17 protein-coding genes and 1 pseudogene are annotated in these 13,901 nt (G+C 42.1%); 15 read left to right on the top strand and 3 right to left on the bottom strand.

The genetic code is table 11. The annotated features are described in order from the left end of the window. Positions 1–106: 106 nt before the first annotated feature. Entirely contained in the window at positions 107–490 is a 384-nt protein-coding gene (locus tag H6G48_RS10440) for a DUF4346 domain-containing protein (RefSeq protein ID WP_190721525.1), read from the top strand. Positions 491–711: 221 nt separating this feature from the next. Here H6G48_RS10440 and H6G48_RS10435 read toward each other — a convergent pair whose 3' ends face one another. Further along, positions 712–1,575 (bottom strand): branched-chain amino acid ABC transporter permease, encoded by an 864-nt coding sequence (locus tag H6G48_RS10435; protein WP_190721523.1) that lies wholly within the window; start codon positions 1,573–1,575, stop codon positions 712–714. Between the two features lie 270 nt (positions 1,576–1,845). On the opposite strand from H6G48_RS10435, the gene H6G48_RS10430 reads away from it, so the two are divergent. Then, positions 1,846–2,355 (top strand): pentapeptide repeat-containing protein, encoded by a 510-nt coding sequence (locus H6G48_RS10430; protein WP_190721522.1) that lies wholly within the window; start codon positions 1,846–1,848, stop codon positions 2,353–2,355. Beyond that, a complete protein-coding gene (locus H6G48_RS10425) occupies positions 2,352–3,479 on the top strand; it encodes a 5-(carboxyamino)imidazole ribonucleotide synthase (RefSeq protein ID WP_190721520.1) in 1,128 nt (375 codons plus the stop codon). Before H6G48_RS10430 ends, H6G48_RS10425 begins: the two co-directional genes overlap by 4 nt. A 165-nt stretch (positions 3,480–3,644) precedes the next feature. On the opposite strand, the gene H6G48_RS10420 is transcribed toward H6G48_RS10425, so the two are convergent. Next, a complete protein-coding gene (locus tag H6G48_RS10420) occupies positions 3,645–4,583 on the bottom strand; it encodes an SGNH/GDSL hydrolase family protein (RefSeq protein ID WP_190721518.1) in 939 nt (312 codons plus the stop codon). 82 nt (positions 4,584–4,665) lie between these two features. Between H6G48_RS10420 and H6G48_RS26830 the strand changes: the two genes are divergently transcribed. From H6G48_RS26830 to H6G48_RS10370, 11 genes and pseudogenes are all read left to right on the top strand, one after another. Further along, positions 4,666–4,800, top strand: a complete 135-nt coding sequence (locus H6G48_RS26830; RefSeq protein WP_002736350.1) for a hypothetical protein — start codon at positions 4,666–4,668, stop codon at positions 4,798–4,800. Between the two features lie 165 nt (positions 4,801–4,965). Further along, positions 4,966–6,957, top strand: coding sequence for a DICT sensory domain-containing protein (locus H6G48_RS10415; protein ID WP_190721515.1), 1,992 nt, complete (start codon positions 4,966–4,968; stop codon positions 6,955–6,957). A 162-nt stretch (positions 6,958–7,119) separates the two neighbouring features. Next, on the top strand, positions 7,120–8,325 hold the full coding sequence (locus tag H6G48_RS10410) for an argininosuccinate synthase (protein ID WP_002797600.1): 1,206 nt from the start codon (positions 7,120–7,122) through the stop codon (positions 8,323–8,325). Positions 8,326–8,520: 195 nt separating this feature from the next. After that, positions 8,521–8,936: pseudogene (locus tag H6G48_RS10405) on the top strand (XisH family protein). Then, positions 8,924–9,265, top strand: coding sequence for a XisI protein (locus H6G48_RS10400; protein WP_190721513.1), 342 nt, complete (start codon positions 8,924–8,926; stop codon positions 9,263–9,265). The pseudogene H6G48_RS10405 and the gene H6G48_RS10400 overlap by 13 nt, the downstream one beginning before the upstream one ends. A 149-nt stretch (positions 9,266–9,414) precedes the next feature. After that, positions 9,415–9,795, top strand: coding sequence for a hypothetical protein (locus H6G48_RS10395; protein ID WP_190721511.1), 381 nt, complete (start codon positions 9,415–9,417; stop codon positions 9,793–9,795). Positions 9,796–9,797: 2 nt separating this feature from the next. Further along, positions 9,798–10,226: an HNH endonuclease gene (locus tag H6G48_RS10390; RefSeq protein WP_158200901.1), complete on the top strand. Its 429-nt coding sequence runs from the start codon at positions 9,798–9,800 to the stop codon at positions 10,224–10,226. 253 nt (positions 10,227–10,479) lie between these two features. Then, positions 10,480–11,175: a PEP-CTERM sorting domain-containing protein gene (locus H6G48_RS10385; RefSeq protein WP_190721508.1), complete on the top strand. Its 696-nt coding sequence runs from the start codon at positions 10,480–10,482 to the stop codon at positions 11,173–11,175. A gap of 131 nt (positions 11,176–11,306) precedes the next feature. Next, the gene (locus H6G48_RS10380) at positions 11,307–11,573 is read left to right on the top strand and encodes a hypothetical protein (protein WP_052278253.1); all 267 of its coding nucleotides are present in this window, start codon (positions 11,307–11,309) and stop codon (positions 11,571–11,573) included. A gap of 75 nt (positions 11,574–11,648) precedes the next feature. Next, entirely contained in the window at positions 11,649–11,918 is a 270-nt protein-coding gene (locus H6G48_RS10375) for a hypothetical protein (protein ID WP_242034614.1), read from the top strand. A 94-nt stretch (positions 11,919–12,012) separates the two neighbouring features. After that, on the top strand, positions 12,013–12,297 hold the full coding sequence (locus H6G48_RS10370) for a type II toxin-antitoxin system RelE family toxin (protein WP_371515164.1): 285 nt from the start codon (positions 12,013–12,015) through the stop codon (positions 12,295–12,297). 59 nt (positions 12,298–12,356) lie between these two features. On the opposite strand, the gene H6G48_RS10365 is transcribed toward H6G48_RS10370, so the two are convergent. Then, positions 12,357–12,671 carry a DUF433 domain-containing protein gene (locus tag H6G48_RS10365; RefSeq protein WP_190721506.1) on the bottom strand — a complete coding sequence of 105 codons (315 nt, stop codon included), beginning with the start codon at positions 12,669–12,671 and terminating at the stop codon, positions 12,357–12,359. Positions 12,672–12,905: 234 nt separating this feature from the next. Between H6G48_RS10365 and larE the strand changes: the two genes are divergently transcribed. Continuing rightward, the gene (gene larE / locus H6G48_RS10360; protein ID WP_190721582.1) at positions 12,906–13,715 is read left to right on the top strand and encodes an ATP-dependent sacrificial sulfur transferase LarE; all 810 of its coding nucleotides are present in this window, start codon (positions 12,906–12,908) and stop codon (positions 13,713–13,715) included. The last annotated feature ends 186 nt before the right edge of the window (positions 13,716–13,901 follow it).

Below are 13,901 nucleotides of genomic sequence, written 5' to 3'. Positions count from 1 at the left end.
AGAAAATAGGGGTTATCTCGACAAAATACTCTAGAAAAAGGATGATGGTATGTGATATAATTTGCTCTTGCTTTCAACTACATATTTAAGTAATTTTGTCAAGAAAATGAGCGAATTAAAATCCCAAATCACGGCTATTGATCATCAACTTTCCAAACGTCCGATCACTCTCGATCCCGCAGGATATTTTATTATTTATCTAGACCGAGAAGCCGGGTTAATCTGTGCCAAACATTACAGCAATATTATCAATGAAAAAGGTTTAGCCGTCGATCCAGAAACGGGAAAAGTTATCGGTGTTAGGCAAAAACTTGATCGCAATCCTGAGACTATTTACACCGCAAGAACCGCCAAAGAATTAGCCGTAAAAGTGATCGAAGAAACCCACCCTTGTCCGATTACTATGTTCGATCATGCTGCTTATTTAGGTCGAGAATTCACCCGCGCTGAATACGCTTTAATCACCGGGGAAGAATATATTCAGGATTAAAGATTGGGCTTTTCAGTAATCAGTAAACAGTAATCAGTAAACAGTAAATAGTAATCAGTAAATATAGCAGTTTTCATCAGAATGAGGCATGGGCAAGGGGCTTAAGTCCTTTGTTGGCAAAACTTGTCGATACCTCAGTAACGTGAAAAGCCCTATAAATAACTTAAAACTTCAAACTTAAAACTTACATCTGATAACTGATAACTGATAACTGTTAACTGTTAAACCGTGCCTTTAAATAAACCTTGGGGACGGAATAATAACAGCAAGATCATAATTAATAAAGCCACGGCTAATTTATAATCAGAACCAATTAAGGGAACACTAATTTCTTGGGCAACACCAATAATTAAAGCACCGGCAATCGCTCCGTAGGGATTACCGATACCACCTAAAATCACGGCGGCAAACATTGGTAAGATTAAAAACCAGCCCATATTGGGACGTACTCCTCCAGTAATTAACCCGAACATCGCTCCGGCGAAAGCAGTTAAAACTCCCGTGATTATCCATGTCCAGAAAACAACCCATTCGACGTTAATTCCGGTTACTCTAGCTAAATCGGTGCTGTCAGCTACGGCGCGCATCGCCTTACCGATCTTAGTTTTTTGCAATAACAAATGGAGGGCAATAATAACTATAATTGCCAAACCAATGACTAACAATCGATCGAAAGCTACTTTAATCCCAAAAATTTCTGTAGCGGTCATCACAGGGAGATCGTAGCGTTGATTACTACCGCCCCAGATCATTAAAATACCATTGCGAAGAAATAAAGCCAAACCGATCGAAATAATAATTAAAGTGGTAGAATCAGCCCGTCGATCGCGCATAGGTTTCCATAATAATCTCTCGGCAATGAGCATGGCAATAGCTGTCACTGCTGCCCCCACCAGCATCGCTAACCAGAGATTAATCCCTTGAGCATTTACCACCCAAGTTATGTAAGCACCCAAAGTCATAAAATCGCCGTGGGCAAAATTAGACAGACGCAAAATGCCACAGGTAAGGGTTAACCCAACAGCAGCCAGAGCAATAATACTGCCGACGGCTAAACCATTGAATAAAAGTTGCGGTGTATCCATCAAACCTCTTGTATAAATCAGAAATTGTCCTTAGAAATAGAAGTCAGGAGAGAGAAAATGAATTAACTTTTGTCTTTTACTTTATTTAGCTGAAAACTGGGGGCCCGTGGCTTAAATATTTTTGTTTAGACCAAATTGCATGGCAGTATAAGCCTAGACAGCCATTATAAAGGTTTGTGTGCCAGCAATTTCTAGCGGCTGGCGGAAAGCTGACGGCCGATGACTTACTGCTATAAAATCAAGAATGCCCACTGATGGAATTTTCCGCCAATGAAGACTATCTTTCGATTAGCGATCGCTTTTTTTGCCTTACTATTTATCCTATCTCCTGTCAATGCCTTAGCAGCCAGTTCTGCTGCTGTCACAGGAGCCAATGCCAGTTATGAAAACCAGAATCTGACAGGAAAGGATTTTTCGGGACAAAATTTGCAATCTGCCCAATTTACTAACGTTAATCTGCAAGATTCTAACTTTAGCTCTGCCGATTTGCGCGGGGCAGTGTTTAACGGAGCCTCTATCATCGAAGGCAACTTTCATGGAGCGGACTTAACCAATGGGTTAGCCTATCTGAGTACCTTTAAAAATTCCGATTTAAGCGATGCCATTTTTGCCGAAGCAATTATGCTGCGCACCATTTTCGAGGGAGTAAACATCAACGGTGCTGATTTTAGTTTGGCAGTGCTTGACGCTCAACAAATCAAAAATCTCTGCGAAAGAGCCGAGGGTGTCAACTCAAAAACCGGCGTCTCTACCCCGGAATCTTTAGGATGTGATCAATGATGCAAAGAAGGGTTGGTGTTATTGGTGGTGGACAATTAGCTGGGATGATGGCACAGGAAGCCAAGAAATTAGGCATTTCTCTAATTGTACAAACACCACACCCCGACGATCCCGCCGTTGCTTTAGCTGACGGGGTTGTTTTTGCGGAAATAGCCGACGTGGAAGGCACAAAAAAACTAGCTCAACATTGTGATCTGATCACTTTTGAAAATGAGTTTGTTAATTTAGATGCCCTAGAAGAATTAGCGGCCACAGGAGTTAAATTCTATCCTAGTTTGGCAAATCTGCGCCCCCTATTGGATAAATACGAGCAAAGATGTTATTTACGCTCCCTAGGGTTGCCTGTGCCTGATTTTTGGGCGATAGATAATTTGTACCAATTAGAAAATTATCCTTTTCCGCTAGTGCTGAAAGCGCGACGACACGGTTATGATGGTCAAGGAACCTTTATTATCCGCACGCCTGAAGAATTAAAGGCCAAAAAGCCGCAATTAGAGCGTCTTGACTTGATGTTAGAAGCTTATATTCCCTACGAGCGGGAATTAGCCATCGTTGCCGCTAGGGGATTAACTGGGGAAATCGTCACCTATCCCGTGGTGGAAACCCATCAAGAGGAGCAAGTCTGTCACTGGGTAATCGCTCCCGCCGCTCTTAACCAATCATTACAGGCTCAAACCGAACCTATCGCCCATCATCTGTTAAGTAGTTTGTCGGCGGTGGGTGTTTTCGGGATGGAGTTATTTGTCACTCCCCAGGGAGAGGTATTGATTAATGAAATCGCTCCCCGTACCCATAATTCTGGTCATTACAGCCTCTCTGCCTGTCTTACTTCCCAATTTGCCCTACAACTGCAAGCAGTGGCTAATTTGCCCCTCGGAGCCACGGACTTAAAATCTGCTGGGGCAGTCATGGTTAATTTATTAGGTTTTGAGGATAGTGACGGTGATTATGCCGAAAAAAGAGCAGTTTTAGCGGCAATCCCCGGCGCTCACGTTTTTTGGTACGGTAAAAAATCCCGTCCCGGTCGAAAATTAGGCCATGTCACCCTGTTAAGGGATACAAGCGATCGCTCCAAGTTATCGGATCTGGCAAAGCAGATAGAAAAGCTTTGGTATGGTTGTTAGGGAAGTGGGGGTGTGGGGAAGTGGGGAAGTGGGGAAGTGGGGAAGTGGGGAAGTGGAGCATTTGGCTGAAATTTCCCTAAACCCCTAAACCCCTAAATCCCTATCACCCTGACTCCTGAACCCTGAATCCTGCTCCCAGCAAGAAACTTTTTCAGTAAATCCTAATTAAAAGACATTTTTGATGGCCTCGGTCAGTTTTTGACTAATTAACTCGTTACCGTCTCGACTAAGATGAATATTATCGATATAGAGGGAATCGGGATTGGGATGGGCTTGAAAAATGGGCAGAAAATCTAGATAAAAAATCTGCTGGTTGCTGGTGAAATCCGCTAGTCTTTGACGGGCTTTTAATTCATAATCTCGCCCCTGTTTTTGAGCTTCGCGAATGAGGGGGGTAATAGCGATAATTAAACGGGCTTGATTAGCCTGAGCAAGGGCTTGAATTTGGGCAAGAGCGGTTAAATTATTGCCCACTCGATCGCCTCCTTCTTGCACCGGTGGCAGGGGAGGATAACGCTTAAAATATCGATCGTACAACTCGATTAAAGCTAAAGCCTGCCGGCGAGCGGGATAATTAATTTCTCGTCCCACCACCGCCGAACTAGGAGCTAAAGCGAACAGATCATCGGTGTTCATTAATAACACAATCACCTGGGATTCAAAGGTGCCGAAACGTCGCAGATAGGCCGATTGATTGCGCGGTCCCCAAGAATTGGCCGAAGCATTGAGAACTTCCACTGAACCCGTCAGATTCTGGCCTAAATTTTTGGCGATTAAAGCAGCAATGGTCTCTTTTTGATCTGTCCACCAGGAGCCATTAGCGATCGAATCACCGATTAACATGATTCTCGTCGTCTCCGGGGGCCGTTGGGTTGTAATCGGATCGCTCCGCATCGAATACTGATTAACGGCGATAAAATTGGAAAACCGGCGCGTTTGTTGATTAGGAGCCAAAAGATAGCCAATTTCGGCATCAGCTTTGTAAATAAGCGGATTACCGAACCCGAAGACAATTCTTAAAATAGCCTCAAGGAAAAGGGCAAGGGCGAAAAGAACGCCTAGAATGATTAAAGACAGCCGAATGATACCAATTTCTAATAACACGGATAGATGAGAGTTCGCTAATTTATGATCCTAAAGTGTCTCATACTTTCTACATCCATCTCATGAAAAGGAGTTAAGGGCAATGTCAGACTTAAATCGTGGCATCATGAAATTCGAGGGGGCCGATAAACCGGCAGTAGTGGCGATATCGTCCATTATCGTTATCGGTAGTATTATTGCTCTGATCCTTTGGGCAATGAAAGTCGCCTACATCTAGTTAGCTAGAATAATTTCGCTCACTTTTGGCATCACTCGGTTTAAATTTCTTGCCATCACGATCTCACCTCTTGTCCCCTTGAGCCTGTAGGATAGGGTCAAGGGAGAAATTGCTAGTTCCCTCTATCGCGCTTGCTAGTTACACCCGACTCGAAACAGATCATCGATGAGCAGATCAACTTCTGTTTTAACAGAACTGTTGCAGTTACTCCCCCAATGGCGATCGCAGATGTACTTCAAAGCATCCCTGACCGCGCTATCCCACGCCATGGAGGATCAGGTTTTAGCGGAAGACGATCAACCGTTAGTGATTGCCAGTTTTCAGCGTGAGCGCTTTTATCGTCAAGAGGCCCATCGCTATCGACGCATTGCCCACAAAAGCGGGCAAGTTTATGTTTTGTCGGCCCCAGAAACCGATTTTAAGCATAGTTCCGACATTTACGAGACGATCGCTTTTCAACCAGAGGACAGTTTAGCCCAAGAATGGCATCTAGTGGTTATCGGTGGCCATTATGCTAGTTGTTTAATCTGTCGGGAACGAACCCATCTGACAGCAGAGGGGGAAAATGGGGCAGCTATGGATAATAATCGCCGTTTTGAGGGGATTTGGACGAGCGATCGCCATGTAAGTCAACAGGCCGCCCAAATTCTTTTAAATCATATTCTCGATTATCGTCCCGAACTAGCGGAGAAAATTAGGCGCGCTCAAGAAGAATACCTGATCTGTGAACTGACGGACAGGGATCATCAAGAGGAACCAGATCCCTTTGTCCAGCGATTGGTCACTTATTTGCAAGCGGGACAGTATAAACTGCTGAAAGCCAATCGTTCCTTGGCATCGAAAGAACACAAGGAAAGACTGATCAACTCGGTGACAGCCTCGATCCGTCGTTCCCTCGATCCGGAAGCTATCCTACAGGTGGCAGTGCAGAAATTGGGGCAGGGATTGGGAGTCTGTCGCTGCGTGGTCTATCGTTGTAAGGAAGCCGACATTAACGCCACCATCGAACACGAATTTTTAAACTCCGGCATTAGTTCCATCAAAGGACAAAAATGGCCACTGAAAAATAATCCTCTTTTTCAGGAAGTGCTGGAATTGAGAGAATCCCTGAAAATCGAAGACGCTATTCACGATCCCCGTCTCCCCGGCGATTCCATTCAAAATCTCGTGCGGGAATGTTCCATCTATTCTTGGTTATTAGTGCCGATTTTTTACCAAAGTCGTCTCTTGGGAATGTTGGAACTGCATCACTGTGGACCCTATACCACCACTTGGAAAAGCGAGGATGTTGCCCTTGTGGATGCGGTGGCCACTCAAATCGGAGTCGCCCTCATTCAAGCAGAAGCCTACGCTAATTTACAGGATTTAAATGAACAATTAGCCGCTCTTGATCGCACTCGTTCTAATTTAGTCGCCATAACCGGCCACGAATTACGCACCCCCCTCTCCACCATTCAAGTCTGTCTAGAAAGTTTGGCCTCGGAACCGGATATGCCGGCAGAAATGCGCCAAATTATGCTTGATACTGCCCTGAAAGATGCGGAACGAATGCGTAAATTAATCCAAGATTTTTTAACTCTTTCCAGGTTAGAAAGTGGCCGGGTTAATTGGAATCCCGAAGCTTTATCCTTATCGGAATGTGTGGAATTAGCCATCAGTCACGTTCACTCCCGCAATCTCGACAACGAAAATCCAAAAATTAGCAATCTTGTCCCCCCTAATCTGCCCTTTGTTTTAGCCGATGGCGAGTGGTTAGTGGAATTACTCTCCAAACTTCTCGATAATGCCTGTAAGTTTACCGGTCGCGAGGGAAATGTCTCGATCGAAGTCGCTTCGGGAAAGCCAAAAACTCTAGAAGTAACCATTTCTGACACTGGACGCGGGATCGAACCCAATCGTTTAGAACAGGTTTTTGATCGCTTTTACCAAGAGGAGGGGGCCCTGCGACGCAGTGCCGGGGGAACCGGTTTAGGACTGGCTATCTGTCGTCAGATCGTTAATGGTTGGGGCGGCGAAATTTGGGCAGAATCCCAGGGCAAAAATAACGGCAGTCAGTTTCATTTTACTATTCCAATATTTAAAGATAAAACTAACGATAATCCCAAAAATACCGCTCCGAAAAAATCCTCCCGTCGTCCTGCCAGTAAACGTAAATAGCGGCCGGTTGCCCGTTTAGTTTTTGCTCTTTGCTCGTGACTTCCTATTCCTTTTCTTCATCAAAAACTAAACAAAAAAGCATTAAAAAAGAAGCATCAAATCCCCAAGATATATAATAAAATTAAAAGAGTAATCAATTAGTCGTTTTTAGGTGAAAAAATTATGGGACGCGCCAAGAGAGTGGTTTTAGCTTATTCCGGAGGAGTCGATACTTCCGTCTGTATTCCCTATCTCAAACAGGAATGGGGAGTAGAAGAAGTGATTACCCTAGCCGCCGATTTAGGACAGGGAGACGAATTGGGACCAATTCAAGAAAAGGCTCTGCGCTGCGGAGCGATCGAATCCTTAGTCGTCAATGCTCAGGAAGAATTCGTCAAAGAATACGCTTTTCCCTCAATTCAAGCTAATGCCCTGTACGAAAATCGTTATCCCCTTTCTACCGCCCTGGCTCGTCCTTTAATCGCTAAATTATTAGTAGAGGCCGCCGAGAAATACGGGGCCGATGCCGTCTCTCACGGCTGCACCGGCAAAGGTAACGATCAGGTGCGTTTTGATGTGGGCATTATGGCCCTCAATCCTAGTTTAAAAGTTCTCGCTCCCGCCAGGGAATGGGGCATGAGCCGGGAAGAAACCATCGCCTACGGGGAAAAATTCGGGATTGAGTCTCCCGTGAAAAAATCCTCACCCTTTAGTATCGATCGCAACCTCTTGGGGCGCAGTATTGAAGCCGGTCCCTTGGAAGATCCGATGACGGAACCCCCGGAAGAAATCTATTTAATGACCAAAGCGATCGCCGATACTCCCAACGAGCCGGAATACGTCGATATTGGTTTTAATCAGGGAATTCCCGTCAGTTTAAACGGAGAAAATCTCGCTCCCGTCACGCTAATTAGTCAATTAAATGACCTAGTGGGTAAACACGGTGTTGGTCGGTTAGATATGATCGAAAACCGGGTAGTGGGAATTAAATCCCGAGAAATTTACGAGGCCCCGGCTTTATTAGTTTTAATTGACGCTCACCGGGACCTAGAAAGTTTGACTTTAACTGGAGATGTTACCCAATATAAACGGGGAATTGAAGATACCTACGGACAGTTAATTTATAAAGGATTGTGGTACAGTCCCTTAAAGGAAGCGATCGATGCTTTTATCCTCAAAACCCAAGAACAGGTAACGGGATCGGTGCGAGTGAAACTGTTTAAAGGTAACGCTAAAGTGGTCGGTCGTCAGTCAGTCAATTCTATCTATTCTCCCGATTTAGCTACCTACGGAGCCGAGGATCAATTTGATCATAAAGCTGCCGAAGGTTTCATCTATGTTTGGGGATTACCCAGCAAAGTTTGGGCAGAAAAAACTAGAGGGAAGTAATCAACAATTCTCCCCTAAGTAAGTGGGTTTTAATTCAGATCCCCCCAAGGTAGGGTTAATTCATGAATTAACCCTACTATGACTGGACCAGGGGGGAATCAACAAATAACTGATTTAAATTTGATCACCGATTTTATCAGACTTAGGATTGTTAATAAAATTAAATATAACTAATAAAATTACTTTTTTAGAACCATGCCAGCAAAAGATATTTACCATGAAGCCGTGAAAAATGCCTTAATTAAAGACGGTTGGAGTATTTTAGCTGATCCTGATAAAATTAAATATAAAGATGTTGAATATTTGCTGATTTAGCAGCAGAAAAACCTTTGGCTGCTGAAAGAAATGGACGTAAAATTGTTGTGGAAATCAAAAGCTTTTTAAGTCCCTCACCTATGAGAGATTTTGAAATAGCTTTAGGACAATATATTTTATATCGAAATTTAATCAGTCTTACCGAACCAGAATATCAAATTTATCTAGCCATTAAAGACAGCATTTATGAAAATTTTTTCCAACGAGAATCAATTCAGGCTATTGTGAAAATAAATCAATTACTTTTGCTGGTTGTTGAGATGGAAAAGGAGAAAATTTTACAATGGATAGACTAGAAAAATATCGCAATGCCATTAAAAAAGTATTAACAGAATATCACGAATGGGTTTCTGGTTCTGCTAATTTAGATCAAGAAAGTTGTCTGGTTTTTGACGAGATACATGATCAGTATTTTTGGCTTTTTATGGGTTGGGAAGGCAAGAAAAAAATCAGGAATATTCAAGTCCATATTAGGATTAAAAATGAGAAGATTTATATTGAGGAGGATTGGACTGAGGAAGGGATCGCTACGGAATTATTAAGGGAGGGTATTTCTAAAGAAGATATAGTTTTAGCTTTTTACGATCTGGAAACTCGTAGGTTAACTGGGTTTGCTGTGAGTTAAGTTATCGGTAAATCTTGCTTGGAAATCTGAGGTTGATAAAAGAAGCTTAAAGGAGCTATTTTGTTACTTTTGAACCATTTTATCCCTATAGGTAACAAAAATTTGAGTTATAATTATAATATCTCTATAAACCAGCATAAAAAAAGTTTATGGCTATTTCAATTACTTTAACCCTACCTGATGAGATTTTTAATCTAGCTCAATCCTTAGCCCATTCAATTAACCGTGATCTTAATGATATATTAGTAGAAGCGATCGCTTTTTCTATTAGTCCCAATTATCAAGGCGAAAAAATCTCATCCCTAAATTCATTATCAGATGAAGAAATTATCAAATTAACTCAATTACAAATGGCATCAGAACAGGATCAAAGATTAAGCGAGTTGCTCAATCAACAACAAGAGAGAGATTTATCAACCTTTGAAAATAGGGAACTTTGGTCATTGATGCAAATTTATCAAATAAACTTGTTAAAGAAGTCTCAAGGATTAAATGAAGCGGTTAAAAGAGGATTAATTTCACCCTTATAAGCATGAATCCTAGCCCTATTCCCGACTATATTAAAGATAAAATTCGCCAACAAGCTAATAATCGCTGTGGGTATTGTTTAAGTTTACAAAAATATGTGTTAGGATTGCTGGAGATTGAACATATCATTCCTAAAGCTAAAGGGGGAAGTGATGATGAATATAATCTCTGGTTAGCTTGTCGTTTATGCAATGGCTATAAGGGCAGACAAACCGAAGCAAAAGACCCCGAAACTGAGCAAATTGTTCCCCTTTTTAATCCAAGAAAACAAATATGGTCAGAACATTTTCAATGGAGTCAAGAGGGAACACAAATTTTAGGAAAAACGCCTTGTGGACGTGCAACAGTTATGGCATTAAAACTCAATAATTTGATTGCCACCACAGTTAGACAACAATGGATCTTAGCAGGATGGCATCCCCCTAAAATTTAACTTCAAAACCAAAGCAGTTCATTTTGATAATTTGGGTCAAAGAAATAAGTAGAGGTAGAACCTCGCTTATCTGCGTTGCAAGGTAGAATATTTATATAACCCACAACTATCTTAAATATAGAAACCATAATAAATTATGATTAAATAACCCTTGACTCCCCCCCTTTTTTGTGATACTTTTTGTTGCAGAATATTGGCGCAAAACTAGCGTTAAATATGACCATAATTTTCTACTATTACTGTCATCGAATCCATGAAAAAATTACTGACAATTTTAACCCCCTTGACTCTGATGGGGTTAGCTGGGGTTACTCCTGCTCAAGCGGCAATAGTAGCTGGTTGGAATTCATTTAATGCCAGTACCGCAACCTATCCCAAAGCGGCGAATACTGTAGGTGCGAATATAACCAGCACTGGGTTAAACACCGCCGGGATAAATCGGGAGAATGATCCTATCTTCCTGTTGGGTGGTTCTACTACTAACGGTTGGAATACAGGTAGCACTGTTAATACCAGCCAATATGTGGAATTTGCCGTACAACCTAGTGCAGGTTTTCAAGTCGATTTTACTAACTTACAACTCAATGCGGCCCAAACTGAAACGCAGCTAGATTTAGTCTTGCGCTCTAGTGTTGATGGGTTCACCAATAATTTAGGGACACAAGTTAACTTAACAACTAGCTTTAATACCTACAGCTTTGACCTAAGCAGTTTAGCACCCCAAACCGGACCGGTGCAGTTCCGTCTCTATGGACTGAATGCTAATGGCTTGTCTGTCTATTTAATTGCCGACAACTCCACTAATGTTACCGGGGGTGGGTTTGTGGCTCTTAATGGGGATATCACTCCTGCTGGTGGCGGTGCTGTATCAACCCCGGAACCTAGTGGTATAGTGAGTTTAATCGCTGTTGGTGCCTTGGGTGCCGCTTCCCTTCGTCGTCGGGGATAAATTATCCTTGGCAGGGGCAACTACAGAGGGTTTGCCCCGAAATTGGTTAAATATTATCAATATTCTTTTACATTTCCTCGGCAATTTGTTAAGGTGATAAGGTGAAAGAGGAATAACAATCAATAGAGCCAATGACTCCCCAATTAATGATTCAACCTTCGTCTTTAATGAGAGAAGGGGTTGAACTCCGCGAATTTGGTAACATTTATTTATTCAGGTTTACTTCAGAGCTACAATCTCGTTTTGAGCAGTTATTAGCTAAGAAGAAAACTGACAGTCTCTCTGTTGACGAAGAAGCGGAGTATGCTGGACTTTCTGAACTAGAGCGCGTTTTTACGCTTATTAACGCCCAACTTGCCACCAAAAGTCAATGGTGTCCCTATCAACTCGAAGAATAGTCCGACAACGAGCTAACTTTGCAACGAGTCAACGAGTCAAAGAAATAAGTAGAGGTAGAACCTCGCTTATCTGCGTTGCAAGGTAAAACCTTGCAACGAGTCAAAGTCCTTTTTTTAATTAGAGAAAATATGCAGATAAAAGACATGACTCCCCAAGAGTTACAAAGTTTAATCCGTAATACAGTAGATGATACTCTAGATGAATACTTTGGTGATCCGGATGAGGGAAAACAAGTTAAAGAATCTTTTAAAGAAAAGTTATTAGAAATCCAACAAAAAAGACTACAAGGAAGAGCGACTATTCCTGCAGCTGAGGTGGATAAAAGATATGGGATAGAACCTTAAATGAGCTATTCTGTTACTTTTGAACCAGAGTCGATAACTGATTTAGATTTGATCACAGATTTTAAGTAGCTGGTTATAATTAAATTAAAAATGGATTTTAGGTTCGATCCCCCCTGCCCCCCTTGATAAGGGGGGTGCCGATAGGCGGGGGGATCTGAAAGTTTTTAATACCTACCTACTTATCAGACTGAGGATTCTTAATAAAATTAAATGGTTAGCTATCAACTTTGAACAGATAACTCCCCTACCTCTTACGAGAGAATGGTCAGGGTTTTACAAATTAAGAGTAGGAGATTATCGGGTTATTTATGAATTTGATCGAGAGAGTAGGATAATTATTATTGTTAGAGTAGGTCATAGAAGTGAAGTTTATGACTAAATACTTACTAAAATAATTGGGATCAGCAATAAGCTAAGATACATTTTAAACGCCTATTCTTACTTTATTCCCTGTGCTTTAAGTCGGGTAACAAAGGGAGAATCTCCAGCTTTTTCTCGCATTTTTTGGGCAAATTCTAAATCAGCTTGGATAGCTTGATCTAATTCATCTCTATGTTCCCAATAGTAAGCTAATGCTGAGTGAATTTGACTCATACTTAAATCACGATGGTTAATGTGAATTTCTGCTGGAGTCCAACCGTAAGCTATTTGTGCCATAACTAGATCAATCACTTTTAGGGTAGAACCCGCAATTATTGGTACTCCCCGATGATCAATTGAAATATGTTTATAGTCTGTGAGATTTGTTGTCATGTAGAGAGGGTTAAGCTAAGACACATTTAAATTATACTAAGTACCTAGGCAAAATTAATTACACATATCTAACCACCTCTTGCCTCTTGCATGAGTGCCTATCTTGACTAGGAAATTTATTTTGCACTACTACTTACCTCATTGCCGCAAATTCTTGGGACAAGTGGCTTAAGCTATTTGTCTATACCCTATATAAAAAACGGTCTCCCTAAACCAGTTGCCAAAATCGCCGCCATGGACAGTCAATTACTCGATAAACTCGGACAATTACAAAACCTCTTAAAAACCAGCGAAAAAGCTCTAATTGCCTATTCTGGGGGCGTAGATAGTACCCTAGTGGCAAAAGTGGCCTATGATCTGCTAGGGGGTCAAGCATTGGCAATTACGGCGGTTTCCCCCTCCCTACTGCCGGAAGAATTAGAAGAAGCGATCGCCCAAGCCGATTATATCGGTATTCGGCACGAATTGGTGGAAACCGAGGAAATGAATAACCCCAATTACACCAGTAATCCCGTTAATCGCTGTTATTTCTGCAAAAGTGAGCTACACGACACCCTTAAACCCCTTGCTCTCGCTCGTGGTTATTCCTACGTCATCGATGGCGTTAATGCTGATGATTTAAGGGATTATCGTCCCGGAATTCAAGCCGCTAGGGAGCGCGGCGCTCGTTCACCTTTGGCGGAAATTGGTATCACAAAAAGCGAAGTTCGTCAACTATCTCGTTACTTAAATTTACCTTGGTGGGATAAACCGGCGCAACCCTGTTTAAGTTCCCGTTTTCCCTACGGGGAGGAAATTAGCCTGGAGAAATTGCAAAGAGTCGGACGGGCGGAGATTTATCTGCGAAAATTAGGTTATCGTCAATTACGGGTGCGATCGAGCGGCGATACGGCACGGATTGAATTACCGGCAGCAGCAATTCCCGACTTTATTAATCGGACAAATTTAAGCGAATTAGTCGCTGATCTGCAAAAATTAGGCTTTATCTATGTCACCCTCGATCTAGAAGGTTATCAAAGCGGCAAACTTAATCGAGTCCTCTAGTTCAGTGATCAGTGATCAGTAAACAGTAATCAGTGGACTGAAAACTCAAATCTGCTCTAACAGTTATCTTAATGGTGAGGTACGAAGTTTTCCTTTTGGGGAGCCGGTCGCTGGTCGTCAATACCAAATTGAGTTATACTTCATCTTGACGAGAAAGGCTGTAACGGATAACGGATAACGGATAAC

The sequence above is a fragment of the Microcystis flos-aquae FACHB-1344 genome (assembly GCF_014698375.1).
GTDB classification, from domain to species: domain Bacteria; phylum Cyanobacteriota; class Cyanobacteriia; order Cyanobacteriales; family Microcystaceae; genus Microcystis; species Microcystis aeruginosa.
The sequence above is the reverse complement of the archived record's forward strand: the minus strand, read 5'-3'. Positions and strand labels throughout refer to the sequence as shown.